Below are 14,475 nucleotides of genomic sequence, written 5' to 3' on the forward strand. Positions count from 1 at the left end.
ATACATACTTCTAAAGTCAATGTCAATTCTCTTTTCTACGTATAAACCACATCATGAAGAAACTGATGGTGATGATAATTACAACGTATGTCCAGGCGATTTCCATATTCCCTGCCTGTATCGCTGAATATATCGCTGTCGGCATCGTTGTCGTACTTCCAGGTATATTTCCCGCAAACATGAGTGTCGCACCGAATTCACCGAGGGCACGTGCAAAAGCGAGAATTGTTCCCGTGATCAGTGCGTTCTTAGCAAGTGGCATTGTAATGTGCGTAAATATTCTAAACCTTGAAACACCGTCTACGATTGCAACAGTTTCTATATTTTTATCAACCGATAAAAACCCAGTCTTCGCTGATTGATACATGAGCGGAATCGCAACAACTGTACTTGCGATAACTGCTGCATACCATGTAAAAAGAAGTGACTGGTCAAATAGCATCATAATCGCTTGTCCAACAAAACCGTGTTTACCGAAAATAATAATTAAGATAAACCCAACCACTGTCGGCGGTAACACGAGTGGGAGCATTATGAGTGTTTCAACAATCACTTTTCCCGGGAAATCTTTACGTGCTAAAAAATATGCAGCTCCCACTCCAATAATGAAAGAGCATATGAGCGCAATGGTCGCTACCTTAAGAGATAATATGACTGGTTCCCACATATTTTCTAGCATCCAGAATCCCTACTCTACCTTAAATCCGTATTTTTTAAAAATATCTTTAGCTTCTTGTGACATTAAAAATTCATAATATTCTTTAACGATGTCACTGTTTGTCAGTGTACCAATTGGATATACAATTGCGTCATGGAGATCTCTATTGAACGTATCAACAATTTCAACTCTACCTTCAGTCAACGCATCTGTCTTATAAACAACTCCGGCATCTACTTCGTCTTGTACAACATATTGTAATACTGCACGAACGTCTTCTGCATAAATAAATTTGTCTTCGATTTTACCTGTTAAGTCTAAATTACTAAACGACTGCTCAGCATACTTTCCTGCAGGCACACTTTCAGCGGTACCAACCGCAATCTTGTTTGCATTGACAAGTGTATCGATGCTTGTCACTGTGTCGTTATCTTTAGGTGTTACAAGTACAAGTTCGTTTTCTAGTAGTTTACCTGCTTCAACATATTCCACCGACTCATTTAGTAAGTCAAAGTCTTTTTGGCTCGCAAAAATTACGATATCCGCTGGCGCACCTTGCTTAATTTGTTCACGAAGCCCTCCAGATCCGCCAAAATTAAAGTTGATTTCTACATCCGCATGCTCTTGTATAAATAGTTCAGTCGCTTCTTGTAATGCATCCGTTAGACTTGCTGCTGCAGATATAATCACTGTTTCATCTTCTTCAGAAACGTCACATGCTGATAAACACAATACAACTATCAAAAAGCCAAATATCTTTTTCAATATTTAAACCACATATCCATGATTTTTTAGAATCTCTTGTACTTCTGTTGATAATAAATAATCGTAAAGTGTACGCTCTGTGTCAGTGATATCTGATTTTGATACTAGTCCAAGTTGATAAATAAACGGCTCAACAACACGTCTTGGTGCGCGTACGAGTGTTTTTAACTCTTCGTTATTGTATATTGTTGATTGATATAACACACCGACTTGTGCGTTATTGTTCATAACATCTTGAATTACGTCTTCTGCTGAATCTCCGATGACAAAGTTTTCATCTTCAACTTTTTCGAACTCATCGTCTACAAAGATGCTCTTACTGAGTTTTCCTTCTTCATAATTATCTGGGCTCAAGATTGCTACGCGAGTAGACTGATCCATATCACGCACGCGCTGAACGTCTGGATCTTCATGCTTCGTGAATAAAACAAGCTCGTCCATCATTAAGAATTTCGTATCCTTAACGCCAACGAGATCATCCTCGATGAGTTCTTTTACAGCGTCTTCTGTTGTGAAGACCACTGAGCCTTTCTCATCGTTCTTTACACCTTGAACAATTTCATCATTAGATAAAAAGATAGGTTCAACATCGATATCTTCATGCTCTTTTTCGAAGTTCTGAACGATTTCACCAAACGCACCTTCAAGATTTTCTTTAATGTAGATCTTGACAACTTCGGGTTCTTTAGGCTCTTCTACTTCTTCGGTTTCTTCTTTCGTTCCTCCACACGCCACAAGTATTAAAGATACTGACATGAGGGTTAAAAAAACAATTCTTTTCGTCATTTGGAAACGACTCATTGTAATACTCCTCTTTATTTATGACCGACTTTAGCCACTCAAGTTTATATAAATTAAGACTGATCCTATATGTAAAAAAATAACCGAGACAAAAGTCTCGGCTACACACACAACCGAAATCTCACACATGATCTCAGTTTTACACAACAAATTACACACACATTTGTAATTCGTGAACACATTTCCCTAGAATGGTAAATCGTCATCACTAATATCTACATTACCTGTAGAGTTCGCGAACGGGTTCTCCTCTTGTCTAGAACCGAATGACTGATTTCCACCACCATAAGAATTCATCGGATATGCTTCAGCAGCATTATCCGCTTGATTACTGCCTTGTTGTCTGCCTTTTGGCTCTAAGAATTGAACGCTATCGCATACGACTTCTGTCACGTATACGCGCTGTCCTTCCTTATTCTCGTAACTTCTTGATTGAAGTCTGCCATCAATCCCAACTAAGCTACCTTTTTGTACAAATTTTTGTACGTTCTCTGCTTGTTTACGAAAAACAACACAGTTGATAAAGTCAGCGCCACGTTCTCCATTTTGATCAGTGAAAGGACGGTTTACTGCAAGTGTAAAGTTACCTACAGAAATATTGTTCTGACTTACTCTTAAATCAGGATCTCTAGTTAGACGACCCACCAAAACCACACGATTCAGCATGTAATCATCTCCATTATTTTAAACTTACTTTTCTTCTCTTTGTTCATCGCGAACAACAATATGACGGATGATATCGTTGTTGATTTTTGCTAGACGTTCGAATTCATCTACTGAAGCTGAATCTTCTGCATCAAGCTTAACAATGCGGTAAAAACCTTCTTTGAAATCTTCGATTTCATAAGCTAAACGACGTTTACCCCACTCTTTTGATTCGATGATAGTAGCACCGTTTGAAGTAAGTACATCGTCAAAACGCTCAACTAAAGCTTTTAACGCATCTTCTTCAATGTTCGGACGTACGACGTATAAAATTTCGTATGCTCTCATCTTTACACCTCCTTATGGACTTTGCGGCCAAAACAACGGTTGTTTTGGCAAGGAATAATTTTCATTACTCACAATCAGATATTATATCAGTCTTAATCAAAAATAGCAACAACTGGCTGGCAGTTGTTGCTATTAATTATTACTGTTCGTTTTTTAACATTTCTTCGATCGCAATTTTCTGTAAAACTGTTGTGAACACATCCATTGCTTGAACGAGATCGCTCCTACCTAAGAAAGATGGGGCTATTCTTAAGTTGTTGTCTTTCGGGTTATCATAGTAAGGGTATGTTGAACCTGCTTTAGTGATTTTCAGACCAAGTCTTGCACACTCTTCTTCGATTTTCTTCGCACATCCTGGATACGTGTCTACGCTGATGAAGTATCCACCGCGTGGATTACTCCAAGTTGCAATCCTTTCGTCTGCTACCGTACTCTTAAGTGAATCTAGAACAATATCAAACTTCGGCTTAAGGATTGCCGCTTGCTTCTTCATGTGTTCAAGAAGCGTATCGAAATCTTTTAAGAATAACACGTGTCTCAGTTGGTTTACTTTATCTTGAGAGATTGATTGTGCAGCAATTAATTTCTCCATGTAATCTAAGCTCTCTCTATTGGCACTAATTACACCAACACCTGCACCAGGGAAAGTGATTTTAGATGTTGAAGCAAAAATAATGACGCGGTTTGGGTTACCCGCATTTTTACACGCTTCTAACATACTCTCTTGTTCGATAAACTCACCATCTAAGAAATGTACTGCATATGCGTTATCATAGAAAATCTTGAAGTCTTTTGCAGCTGTTTCCATGCTTGCTAAGCGTTCAATCGTTTCTTTAGAGTAGATCGCCCCATCTGGATTTGAATACTTCGGTACACACCAGATTCCCTTGATAGATGCATCTTCTTTAACAAGTGCTTCTACCGCATCCATATCTGGGCCGTTTGGCGTCATGTCTACCGTAATCATCTCAATGCCTAATGACTCACAAATAGCGAAGTGACGGTCATAACCAGGCACTGGACAGATGAACTTTACAGTATCTTCTTTCATCCATGGACGATTACTATCGACCATTCCGAAATACATTGCTTTGAGCATTGTGTCGTACATGAGGTTTAAACTTGAGTTCCCCCCAACGTAAATCTCGTCACTTCTCACTTCTAACATGCTCGCGAATAATTGTTTTGCTTCTTCAATCCCATCACCAATACCATAGTTGAAGATATTTGGGTTACGGTCAAACACTTCTTCATCGATATTAGTAAGGATATCTCTTGAAAGTCGGATTTGCTCGAAGCTTGGTTTACCTCTCGTCATATCCACATTAAGGTCTAATTTCTCTAAATCTCTAAGCTTACTATTGGTAACTTCAAGTAAACTTTTTAACTCGTCTAAGTTAAGCGTAGCCACGATACTACCCCTTTTCTATTATATATACATACACTGTCAGTATATAACTATCCAATAGCGTTTTCAATTCACGAAACTAAATTTTAAAATAAAAAAATGGCAAACATTTGTCTGCCATTAAAAACATTTATACGTTGAATCTGAAATGTACGACGTCGCCGTCTTGCATGATATAATCTTTTCCTTCTAAGCGTGCTTTCCCAGCTTCTTTAACTGCCGCTTCACTACCTAATTCTACAAGGTCATCATAGCTCATGACTTCTGCACGAATGAATCCTTTTTGGAAGTCTGTGTGGATGATACCTGCACATTCTGGCGCAGTCATTCCTTTTTTGAATGTCCATGCTCGAACTTCTTGTACACCTGCAGTGAAGTAAGTCGCAAGGCCAAGTAAGTCATAAGCGTTTCTAATCAGTTTATCAAGACCAGATTCTTCAAGGCCAAGTGCTTCTAAGAATTCTAACTTGTCTTCATCGTCTAATACGGCCATTTCTTCTTCAACACGTGCTGAAATCACTACCACTTCTGCGTTCTCACTTGCAGCGTATTCTTTGATGCGTTTTAAGTGTTCGTTGTTATCAAGGTCCATAAGTTCATCTTCAGCAACGTTAGCAACGTATAGAATTGGTTTCTGTGTTAAGAAGTTTAAGTGCTTAATAAGTGCTTTTTCTTCAGCAGTCATATCGAGTGAACGCACTGGTTGGTTGTTTTCAAGCGTCTCTTTAACTTTTGTAAGAGCTGCAGCTTCTGCCATCGCATCTGCATCTTTTTGACGTGCCATTTTTTCTAAACGTGGTAGGCGACGTTCGATTGACTCAAGGTCTGCGAAGATTAACTCCATGTTGATCACTTCGATGTCGTCAATTGGATCTATTTTGCCTGACACGTGAGTAATGTTGTCGTCGTCGAATGCACGGACTACTTGACAAATCGCATCTACCTCACGGATGTGAGATAAGAATTTGTTCCCAAGTCCTTCTCCTTGTGATGCACCTTTAACGATACCTGCGATATCCGTAAATTCGAATGCTGTCGGTACAGTTTTCTTAGGAATAACGATCTCCGTAAGTTTATCGAGTCTTTCGTCTGGTACTTCTACGATACCGACGTTCGGATCAATTGTTGCGAACGGATAGTTTGCTGCAAGTGCCCCTGCTTTTGTGATTGCATTGAATAATGTTGATTTACCAACGTTTGGTAATCCAACGATTCCAGCTGTTAATGACATGTTTATTTCTCCTTAGTGTAAATTATTGTTTAATAATACGTTTGATACGTTTTTTAAAGTCTCTTCTTGAAAGCATGATGACACGCTCACAGTTTAAGCATTTAATTTTAATATCGGCGCCAAGTCTTACGACTTCAAATTCATTTGTACCACATGGGTGTGGCTTTTTCATCTCTACAATACTACCAAGATCAAATTGTTGTTCCATATTATGACCCCTTTATATTTATATCTTTACCAAAATCCATCACTGGTACAGATAGCTCTATTTCATGTGCATTTAGATAATCTTTAATTTTACCGCGATATTTACGAAGCACACCAAATTGCTCCATCGGTTGTGTTATAAATTGGATGCGTAGCATTGCCTGTCCCTGTTGGAAATCTTGAATTCCCAGAACTACTGGGCTTGAAACAAGACTTGGATCATTTGGCCACTCAATTTCAAAGTATTTCGTCAGCAATCGCTCTACTTCAATTGTGTTCGTATCGAGCGATAAGTTCAAGTCTAAGAATGCAATGGCATTTTCTACAGAAAAGTTAACAACTTCGTTTATTGTTCCATTTGGAATCATGTAAACTTCACCATTATATCCTTTTATCTTTGAAGATCGTAATCCTAGATAGATAACCTCACCTTCGGCAACTGTTGTACCAGTCGTATTTGCACGGATGAAATCTCCTGTATCAAATTGGTTTTCTAAGATAATAAAGAATCCAGTGATCATATCTTTAACTAAACTTTGCGCTCCAAAACCAATTGCGAGCCCGACGATTCCTGCCCCGGCAAGTAGCGTACCAACGGGAATGTTAAATGTTTCAAGTATCGTCACTACAACGACAAACCAGACGACTATTGTAGTCATATTTTGCAGTACGTTAATTAATGTCTTATTGCGCTTTGCACTGCCTTTAATTTTTAGCTTCGAACGGGCCTTCATCATGAAGAAGTTTTGAATCAATGTTTTAACGACTTTCATCACAATCAGTCCGATAATAACAAATCCGATCGACCAGACGACGCGTTCTAAGATGTTTATCCAGTTTTCAGGATTCGTAATTTTTTCGTAGATTGTAGTTAGAAAACTCGTATCCATAGGTTTCTCTATTGCTGATACGACTAATGTACTTAAAAACTCAAGATTCAATCTATTCTCCTCCGTTCAATATGTAGTTTACAATTCTCTCGAATTCTTTTTGGTTTGTAAAATCAATCTCTATATACCCGCGATTATTTACGCGCTTAATTTCTACTTTTGTACCGAGAGTTTCTTTTAGCTTCTGTTCAGTCTGCTCAACAATTCTCGGTTTTTTTAAATCATTTTGTGTTTTCTTTAATCCACGTTCTGTCTTAAATCTTTGCACGTATCGCTCGAGTTTTCTAACGTTCCATTTTTCATCTCTACTACGTTCAGCAACTTGTTCAATCGTTATCGGGTCTTTGAGACTTAGGAGTGTGCGACCATGTGCACTTGTGAGCTCGTTATCTTTAATCATTTTAACGACTCGGTTTGGTAAGTTTAAGAGTCTAATTGTGTTTGCGATATAACTTCTGGATTTTCCAAGATTTTTTGCGACTTGTTCTTGATTTAAGTTGAGTGCTTCCATGTATTTCTTATAGCTTATCGCTTCTTCGAATGTATCCAGATCTTCACGTTGAAGGTTCTCTAAAATCGAGTGCGTCATCATCTCTTCATCTGTGAGATTCAATATGACTGCTGGAATATACTCTCTCTTTAGAGACTGCATAGCACGAAAACGTCGTTCACCAGCAATCAGTGTGTACCCAGTTACAGTCTTTCTTACTGAGATTGGTTGCAAGAGTCCATTTCTCTCAATGGATTGTGCTAGCTCTCTCAATGATGACTCTTTAAATGTGAGGCGCGGTTGATATGGGTTCGGTTTAATATCGCTGATTTTAATTTCTTTCAGTTGTCCCTTTTCCATACCACACCTCCTTATTTATATATTCGTATCACGACTTCGTGATACGCGTTTTCTTCTGTCCTGTCATAATCGACTCTAAAGCCACGTGCTTTCAATTTCTCTATGTCATTATCTAAATCATTCATGACGAAGCTGACATCATCGTTGAAGTTAATTTGTTCATTTTTCTGCTCTAGACGATTTTTAACTGCAAGCTCTGTATCCTTCACAGTTAGTTCATCTTGTTTTACTTTCTTTAAAATTTCGTATTGCGTATCGTTATCTAAGGAGAGCATTGTTCTCGCATGTCTCTCGGTTATTTCATTATTTTGTAATGCTGAAATAACGCTATTTGACAACTTTAAAAGTCTTAGTTTATTGGCAATAAATGACTGACTTTTGCCTAGAGATATCGCGAGATCTTTTTGAGTGATATCTTCCATTGATAACAGCTCTTTATAAGCAAGTGCTTCTTCATACGGAGATAAGTTCTCTCTTTGAATGTTTTCAATAATTGCAATTACGGCAGCTTCTTGGTCCGTTAGATACTTAATTATCGATTCCACATTTTCATAGTGGAGTGATTTCATTGCACGAAAACGACGTTCTCCTGCAATGATTTCATACATGCCCTCTTCTATCGGACGTAAGGTGATTGGTTGAAGTAAACCATGCTGTTCAATCGACTGTGCGAGTTCTTTTATAGACTTCCCGTGAAACACGCGTCTGGGTTGGAAACGGTTCGGAACGATGGACTCTACAGGGATCAATTCAATTTTATCTTCTTCATGTTTCCCTGTTTTATCTAAAAGATTAAACAGTTTCGAAAATGGTTTCTTCATATCTTTCACCTCTAATTCATTAATGGTTTTTTGTTAGGTGTACCTGGTTTTCTCGGGTACTTTCTAGGTGTCTTACTCGTCTTCTTAATTTCTAAGATATAACGGTCGCTTTCTTCTTCAGGTAATGATAATTCATGTATCGCTTCAAGCTTTCCGCCTAGTAATTTCAGCGCAAATTCCGCTTCATCAATTTCTTCCATCGTACGTTTTCCCTTTAGAACAATAAATTTTCCACCTGTTCTAACGAGTGGCAAGCATAGTTCTGCTAGGACATTTAAACGTGCAACTGCGCGTGCGGTTACAACATCAAACATATGACGTGCTTTATGTTGGCCAAACGTTTCTGCGCGATCATGGACAAGTGTGATTTTATCCAGTTCTAAGTTTGCAGTCAATTCATTCAAGAACATGATGCGTTTATTTAGTGAATCCACAATCGTTATTTTTAAGTCCGGACGGATAATCTTCATTGGTATAGATGGGAAGCCTGCACCTGCCCCTACGTCACATAGACTTGCACCTTCTTCAAAGTCTGTGTAGAAGAGCGGCGTAATTGAATCGTAGAAGTGTTTTTCATATACTTCATTTTCTTCAGTCACAGCTGTCAGGTTAATTTTTTCATTCCACTCAACCAACATCTTAAAGTAAGTATCAAACTGTTCCATCTGACGCTCTGTAACTTCAATGCCTTCTTCTTTCAAGTATAAAATAAATTCATCTTTAGTCATTTTTATCCCTCTATATTAATAAAAAGGCTTAATGATAAGCCTTTTTAGTTTTGCACTTTCGCGATTTTTCCTTGTTCAATATATACGAGTAGAATTGATATATCCGCAGGGTTCACACCTGAAATACGTGACGCTTGGGCGAGATCTAATGGACGTACTTCTTTTAGTTTATCTCTTGCCTCACTCGCTAACGAGTGCACTGCATCATAATCGATATCTTCAGGAATCTTCTTGTCTTCCATGCGTTTCATTTTTTCAACTTGCTGAAGTGATTTCTTAATATACCCTTCATACTTAACTTCGATTTCAACTTGCTCTTGTTCATCTGGAGTAAGTAATGATTCTTCACTTAAAATCGTCATGATGTCCTGGTATGACATTTCAGGACGACGGAGTAATTCAATTGCTAGGATACCATCTTTCAGACGCGTACCGCCTTTACTTTCAACGACGCTCTGAGTATGTTCATTTGGTTTAATACGTACGTTTCTAAAACGCTGAAGTTCAGTTTCAATTCGTTCTTTTTTAGATAAAAACATCTCATAACGCTTATCCGATACAAGCCCATGTTCACGACCAATCTCAGTGAGTCTCATATCCGCGTTATCGTGTCTTAAGATCAGACGGTGTTCTGCACGTGATGTTAATAGACGATATGGTTCATTTGTACCTTTTGTAACTAAGTCATCAATTAATACGCCGATATAAGCTTCTGTACGACTTAAAATTAGTTCTTCTTTACCTAAAATCTTGTTTGCAGCATTAATACCTGCAATAAGTCCTTGTCCCGCAGCTTCTTCATATCCACTTGTACCGTTAATCTGACCTGCTGTATATAGGTTCTCAATCTTTTTCGTTTCAAGTGTTGGCCATAATTGAGTTGGCACTAACGCATCGTACTCAATCGCATATCCAGTACGCATCATACGTGCATTCTCTAAACCTGGTATTGTCTTCAGCATTTCTCTTTGTACCGCTTCAGGCATACTTGTTGAGAGACCTTGAACGTAAACTTCTTTCGTATGTCTGCCTTCTGGTTCTAAGAAAATTTGGTGACGTGGTTTATCATTGAATCTTACAATCTTATCTTCGATAGATGGGCAATAACGTGGGCCCGTTCCTTCGATTAAACCAGAGTACATCGCAGATAAATGTAAGTTTTCATTGATGATTTGGTGTGTAAATTCATTTGTGTGTGTTAACCAGCAAGGGAGTTGATCCATGATGAATTCAGTCGTTTCATAACTGAATGCACGTGGTACATCATCTCCAGGCTGGATTTCTGTTTTATCATAATCAATGGAGTCTGCATTCACACGAGGTGGTGTACCTGTTTTGAATCTTACAATTTCAAATCCAAGATTTTTTAACTGATCCGCGAGTTTAATTGACGGCATTTGGTGATTCGGACCACTTGAATACTTGAGATCACCTAAGATAATCTCCCCACGTAAGAACGTTCCTGTCGTAATGATGACAGACTTCGCTTCATATACTGTGCCGATGTTTGTTTTCACACCAACAACTTTATTGTCCTCAATTAAAATCTCATCAACCATGCCTTGCATGACATCTAAGTTTTCTGTTTCTTCAATTACTTGCTTCATTTCAGTTTGATAAAGAACCTTGTCAGCTTGTGCACGTAGCGCACGTACAGCCGGCCCTTTACCTGTATTTAACATGCGCATTTGTATGTGCGTCTTATCAATGACTTTCGCCATCTGACCGCCGAGAGCATCTACTTCTCTTACGACGATTCCTTTAGCTGGTCCACCAACAGACGGGTTACATGGCATGAATGCGATGCTGTCTAAGTTAATCGTTAACATCAATGTCGTAAGACCTTTACGTGCAGTAGCAAGACCCGCCTCGACCCCCGCATGTCCTGCACCAATGACGATTACATCATATTTACTATGCTCTACCATACAATTCCTCCTATTATTTTCCTAAACAGAATTTGGCAAATAACTGGTCAATAAGTTCTTCAGACACGTCTTGTCCAATGACCTCACCGAGTAATTGCCACGTTTTTACTAAATCAATTTGGATCATATCCACTGGAATATCAAGTTTTGCTGCTTCAACTGCATCGTGAATCGATTGTTTTGCAGACTCGAGTAAGTGGATGTGACGGTTATTAGAAACGTAAGTTGAGTCACTCATGTTGAGTCCACCACTGAAGAATAAGTCTCTGATGTTTTCTTCAAGCTCATCTACACCTGTTCCTTCAGTGATAGAGGTTTGGACGATATTAAACCCATAAGGTACAAGCTCATCTACATTTAACCTCTGAGTTAAGTCGAGCTTGTTCACGATGATGATTACTTTACGTCCTTGTAAATTCTCTAAAATTTCTTTGTCTTCATCTGATAATTCTTTTGTATAATCAATGACGTAAAGTATCAGTTCAGCGTTACTTAGTGCTTCGCGTGAACGCTCTACACCGATGCGTTCAACGACGTCATCTGTCTCACGAATACCTGCAGTATCAACGAGCTTCAGTGGAATTCCGTTGACGTTTACGTATTCTTCTAAGATATCACGCGTGGTACCTGCAATATCTGTTACGATCGCACGGTTATCTTGAATAAGATAATTTAAGAGTGAACTCTTACCTACGTTTGGTTTACCTACAATAACAGTGTTGAGTCCTTCCCGTAAAATTCGACCTTCTTTAGAGGTCTTTAAGAGTGTCGCAATTTTTTCTTCTATTTTAACTGCTTCTTCAAGTAAGAAAGCAGTCGTCGCTTCTTCAACATCATCATATTCTGGATAATCAATATTTACTTCTACTTGAGCTAAGATTTCTAAAATTTCTTGTCTCAATGTTTCAATATATGTTTTCAGACGACCTTGCATCTGTTGGTTCGCAACTTTAGATGCTTCGTCTGTCTTAGATCTAATGAAGTCCATGATGCCTTCGGCTTGCGATAAATCGATACGTCCATTTAAGAATGCACGCTTCGTAAATTCACCAGGTTCTGCCATTTCAGCACCATGTTTTAATGTCAGTCTTAAGATGTGATTAATTGTATGCACACCACCGTGACAATTAATTTCCACAATATCTTCACGCGTATATGTGCGTGGCGCACGCATAACGGCCACCATTACTTCTTCAACTGTTTCGTTCGTATCTGGATCGATGATATGACCATAATTGATCGTATGCGAATCCACATCTTTAAGTTTTTTCTTACCTCTATAGAGCTTATCTGCAATTTCTACAGCGTCGATACCTGATAATCGAACAATTGCGATGGCACCTTCGCCTATAGGAGTTGAAATGCTCGATATCGTTTCTAACTGCATACAAATGTCTCCTTTATTTTTTCTGTATTACCAAGTAACGGTTTGGCTCTTCACCTTCTGAGTGAGTTTTTATGTTTGTAACGTTACTTAGAGCGTTATGAATCACTTTTCTTTCATTTGCTGGCATAGGTTCTAAGTGTACCGGAAGTCCCGTCTGTAATGCTTTCTTAGTCATGTTCATTGCGAGCGTTTCTAGTGTTTCTTCACGTTTCATTCTGTAATTCTCTGTATCAACAATGATACGTCCGTAGCTCGTATAAATGCGGTTAAAGTAACTTTGTGCAACTTCTTGAATTGCGTTTAAAGTTGCACCGCGTTTACCGATGATTTTCGACGCATAATCACTTTCAATTTCAATGTTGATTTCTCTATCATCTATTGTATAAGTGACTGAATTTTTAATACTCATTTCAGTGAGCACTGAATGCACATAGTTCATTGTGCGTTCTGCAGCTTCTTCAAATGTTATTTTTGGAACTTTTACAACATCTTCTGTTTCTTCAGATTTTTCTTCACTGAAATTTACTGTTTCAGTTATTTCTTCATCTTCTAATCCCTCAAGAAATTCTTCGTCTTCAACTTGTGAGTGATCTTCAATAATCTCATTTGGAACTTCGATCGCTTCTTTCGTGATCGCATCTACTTCGTCACGTGCTTCTTCTTCTGTAAACTCTTCTTCGATGACGTTCGATTCTACTACCGTATCTTCGTCAGTAATATTCGCTTCGTTATCCAGTCTCGTATGCCTGAACTTTAATGCATCTAAACTTTCATACATCTTAAGTTCTGGATTGATTACTGTAAGTTTAACTTCAGCATCTTTTTTACCTAGACCGAAAATCCCGCGCTTTCCTGGATCAACAACATCTATCTTAATGTCATTTTCCTCTACGTTTAAGTCTTTAAGTCCTACTTGAATCGCTTCTTCTACAGTTTCTGCATGATAAACTTTGTACATTTAGTTGCCTCCATTATTTATGCATTGCGCAATTTTTAAGACATGTAATAATGATTTTTCGATTTCCTTGTACTCCATGTGTGGAACAGGCTGCCTCGCAATCACTACGTATTCTGTACTCTTTAGTTCGTCTTTGTGTGTTTGGAAGAAACTTCGGATTCTTCTCTTGATTTTATTTCTTGTCACTGCGTTCCCAAGTTTTTTAGACACACTGATTCCAAGTCTTAAATGAGATATCTCTTTCTTATCTTTAACGTATACGACAAATTGACGGTTCGCAAAAGAACGTCCTTTTTTAAAGACAAATTGAAAATCTCTTTGCTTTTTTATTCTATACTGCTTCTTCATCAAAATACGCTACTCTCATTATATGATTACTTAATTATACAAAATCTTGCTCGTTAAGAACACTCATCAGAATTGGCATAAAAAAAGATCACCTAGTGATAGATGATCTCTTACTATGCTGAAAGCACTTTTCTTCCTTTTCTTCTACGACGAGCAAGAACTTTACGGCCATTCTTTGTAGCCATTCTCGCGCGGAATCCGTGTACTTTAGAACGTTTACGTTTATTTGGTTGATACGTACGTTTTACCATCTCTACACCTCCAAATTAATACTTCCACTTATATGTGTATCTAGTCTTTATTTTAGCAACTATTTAATAGTAACAGAGTCCCTTATAAAATTCAAGACCATTTTTTGATAAAAACAGAGTGATATCAAGTGTTATCCACACATCCTGTGTATGATTATATCACAAGATAAACTTATCCACAGTTAAATCCTATAAATATCCACAACATAACAGCCCGTTTAAAAATGCCTGTGGATAAGTTGTAGATGTGT

17 protein-coding genes are annotated in these 14,475 nt (G+C 38.2%); all 17 read right to left on the bottom strand.

Annotation, left to right across the window (positions count from 1 at the left end; translation table 11 throughout):
• Positions 1-22 precede the first annotated feature (22 nt).
• The 17 genes from modB to rpmH all read right to left on the bottom strand — a co-directional run bounded on the left by modB (position 23) and on the right by rpmH (position 14,224).
• Positions 23-679 carry a molybdate ABC transporter permease subunit gene (modB, locus tag H9D55_RS02120; protein ID WP_186076435.1) on the bottom strand — a complete coding sequence of 219 codons (657 nt, stop codon included), beginning with the start codon at positions 677-679 and terminating at the stop codon, positions 23-25.
• 9 nt (positions 680-688) lie between these two features.
• Positions 689-1,423 carry a molybdate ABC transporter substrate-binding protein gene (gene modA, locus H9D55_RS02125; RefSeq protein WP_186076436.1) on the bottom strand — a complete coding sequence of 245 codons (735 nt, stop codon included), beginning with the start codon at positions 1,421-1,423 and terminating at the stop codon, positions 689-691.
• A 3-nt stretch (positions 1,424-1,426) separates the two neighbouring features.
• Positions 1,427-2,224 carry a molybdate ABC transporter substrate-binding protein gene (gene modA / locus H9D55_RS02130; protein ID WP_186076437.1) on the bottom strand — a complete coding sequence of 266 codons (798 nt, stop codon included), beginning with the start codon at positions 2,222-2,224 and terminating at the stop codon, positions 1,427-1,429.
• Between the two features lie 186 nt (positions 2,225-2,410).
• Positions 2,411-2,890, bottom strand: coding sequence for a single-stranded DNA-binding protein (gene ssb / locus H9D55_RS02135; protein ID WP_186076438.1), 480 nt, complete (start codon positions 2,888-2,890; stop codon positions 2,411-2,413).
• A gap of 24 nt (positions 2,891-2,914) precedes the next feature.
• Positions 2,915-3,217 (bottom strand): 30S ribosomal protein S6, encoded by a 303-nt coding sequence (gene rpsF, locus H9D55_RS02140; protein WP_186076439.1) that lies wholly within the window; start codon positions 3,215-3,217, stop codon positions 2,915-2,917.
• A gap of 139 nt (positions 3,218-3,356) precedes the next feature.
• The gene (locus tag H9D55_RS02145; protein ID WP_208454719.1) at positions 3,357-4,628 is read right to left on the bottom strand and encodes an aminotransferase class I/II-fold pyridoxal phosphate-dependent enzyme; all 1,272 of its coding nucleotides are present in this window, start codon (positions 4,626-4,628) and stop codon (positions 3,357-3,359) included.
• Between the two features lie 127 nt (positions 4,629-4,755).
• Complete coding sequence (gene ychF / locus H9D55_RS02150) at positions 4,756-5,856, bottom strand: redox-regulated ATPase YchF (protein WP_186076440.1); 1,101 nt, start codon at positions 5,854-5,856, stop codon at positions 4,756-4,758.
• Positions 5,857-5,878: 22 nt separating this feature from the next.
• Positions 5,879-6,064: a DUF951 domain-containing protein gene (locus H9D55_RS02155; protein WP_186076441.1), complete on the bottom strand. Its 186-nt coding sequence runs from the start codon at positions 6,062-6,064 to the stop codon at positions 5,879-5,881.
• Between the two features lies 1 nt (position 6,065).
• The gene (locus H9D55_RS02160) at positions 6,066-7,004 is read right to left on the bottom strand and encodes a mechanosensitive ion channel family protein (protein ID WP_235963084.1); all 939 of its coding nucleotides are present in this window, start codon (positions 7,002-7,004) and stop codon (positions 6,066-6,068) included.
• A 1-nt stretch (position 7,005) separates the two neighbouring features.
• On the bottom strand, positions 7,006-7,803 hold the full coding sequence (locus tag H9D55_RS02165; RefSeq protein WP_186076443.1) for a ParB/RepB/Spo0J family partition protein: 798 nt from the start codon (positions 7,801-7,803) through the stop codon (positions 7,006-7,008).
• Positions 7,804-7,814: 11 nt separating this feature from the next.
• A complete protein-coding gene (locus H9D55_RS02170; protein WP_186076445.1) occupies positions 7,815-8,624 on the bottom strand; it encodes a ParB/RepB/Spo0J family partition protein in 810 nt (269 codons plus the stop codon).
• Positions 8,625-8,635: 11 nt separating this feature from the next.
• Entirely contained in the window at positions 8,636-9,352 is a 717-nt protein-coding gene (rsmG, locus tag H9D55_RS02175; protein ID WP_186076447.1) for a 16S rRNA (guanine(527)-N(7))-methyltransferase RsmG, read from the bottom strand.
• A gap of 44 nt (positions 9,353-9,396) precedes the next feature.
• Positions 9,397-11,280, bottom strand: a complete 1,884-nt coding sequence (gene mnmG, locus H9D55_RS02180) for a tRNA uridine-5-carboxymethylaminomethyl(34) synthesis enzyme MnmG (protein ID WP_186076449.1) — start codon at positions 11,278-11,280, stop codon at positions 9,397-9,399.
• Positions 11,281-11,293: 13 nt separating this feature from the next.
• Positions 11,294-12,667 (bottom strand): tRNA uridine-5-carboxymethylaminomethyl(34) synthesis GTPase MnmE, encoded by a 1,374-nt coding sequence (mnmE, locus tag H9D55_RS02185; protein ID WP_186076451.1) that lies wholly within the window; start codon positions 12,665-12,667, stop codon positions 11,294-11,296.
• Positions 12,668-12,680: 13 nt separating this feature from the next.
• A complete protein-coding gene (gene jag / locus H9D55_RS02190) occupies positions 12,681-13,625 on the bottom strand; it encodes an RNA-binding cell elongation regulator Jag/EloR (RefSeq protein ID WP_186076453.1) in 945 nt (314 codons plus the stop codon).
• Positions 13,626-13,973 carry a ribonuclease P protein component gene (rnpA, locus tag H9D55_RS02195; RefSeq protein WP_186076712.1) on the bottom strand — a complete coding sequence of 116 codons (348 nt, stop codon included), beginning with the start codon at positions 13,971-13,973 and terminating at the stop codon, positions 13,626-13,628.
• Between the two features lie 113 nt (positions 13,974-14,086).
• Positions 14,087-14,224: a 50S ribosomal protein L34 gene (rpmH, locus tag H9D55_RS02200; RefSeq protein ID WP_186076455.1), complete on the bottom strand. Its 138-nt coding sequence runs from the start codon at positions 14,222-14,224 to the stop codon at positions 14,087-14,089.
• Positions 14,225-14,475: the final 251 nt, after the last annotated feature.

Source organism: Phocicoccus pinnipedialis, from assembly GCF_903994035.1.
Classification (GTDB): domain Bacteria; phylum Bacillota; class Bacilli; order Staphylococcales; family Salinicoccaceae; genus Phocicoccus; species Phocicoccus pinnipedialis.

What these genes read in the sequence shown, in the direction of transcription:
- rpsF (WP_186076439.1), bottom strand. Translation starts at nt 3,217, where the DNA reads ATGAGAGCATACGAAATTTTATACGTCGTACGTCCGAACATTGAAGAA.
- modA (WP_186076437.1), bottom strand. Translation starts at nt 2,224, where the DNA reads ATGAGTCGTTTCCAAATGACGAAAAGAATTGTTTTTTTAACCCTCATG.
- mnmE (WP_186076451.1), bottom strand. Translation starts at nt 12,667, where the DNA reads ATGCAGTTAGAAACGATATCGAGCATTTCAACTCCTATAGGCGAAGGT.
- H9D55_RS02170 (WP_186076445.1), bottom strand. Translation starts at nt 8,624, where the DNA reads ATGAAGAAACCATTTTCGAAACTGTTTAATCTTTTAGATAAAACAGGG.
- mnmG (WP_186076449.1), bottom strand. Translation starts at nt 11,280, where the DNA reads ATGGTAGAGCATAGTAAATATGATGTAATCGTCATTGGTGCAGGACAT.
- rpmH (WP_186076455.1), bottom strand. Translation starts at nt 14,224, where the DNA reads ATGGTAAAACGTACGTATCAACCAAATAAACGTAAACGTTCTAAAGTA.
- ssb (WP_186076438.1), bottom strand. Translation starts at nt 2,890, where the DNA reads ATGCTGAATCGTGTGGTTTTGGTGGGTCGTCTAACTAGAGATCCTGAT.
- rsmG (WP_186076447.1), bottom strand. Translation starts at nt 9,352, where the DNA reads ATGACTAAAGATGAATTTATTTTATACTTGAAAGAAGAAGGCATTGAA.
- ychF (WP_186076440.1), bottom strand. Translation starts at nt 5,856, where the DNA reads ATGTCATTAACAGCTGGAATCGTTGGATTACCAAACGTTGGTAAATCA.
- jag (WP_186076453.1), bottom strand. Translation starts at nt 13,625, where the DNA reads ATGTACAAAGTTTATCATGCAGAAACTGTAGAAGAAGCGATTCAAGTA.
- H9D55_RS02155 (WP_186076441.1), bottom strand. Translation starts at nt 6,064, where the DNA reads ATGGAACAACAATTTGATCTTGGTAGTATTGTAGAGATGAAAAAGCCA.
- modB (WP_186076435.1), bottom strand. Translation starts at nt 679, where the DNA reads ATGCTAGAAAATATGTGGGAACCAGTCATATTATCTCTTAAGGTAGCG.
- rnpA (WP_186076712.1), bottom strand. Translation starts at nt 13,973, where the DNA reads ATGAAGAAGCAGTATAGAATAAAAAAGCAAAGAGATTTTCAATTTGTC.
- H9D55_RS02165 (WP_186076443.1), bottom strand. Translation starts at nt 7,803, where the DNA reads ATGGAAAAGGGACAACTGAAAGAAATTAAAATCAGCGATATTAAACCG.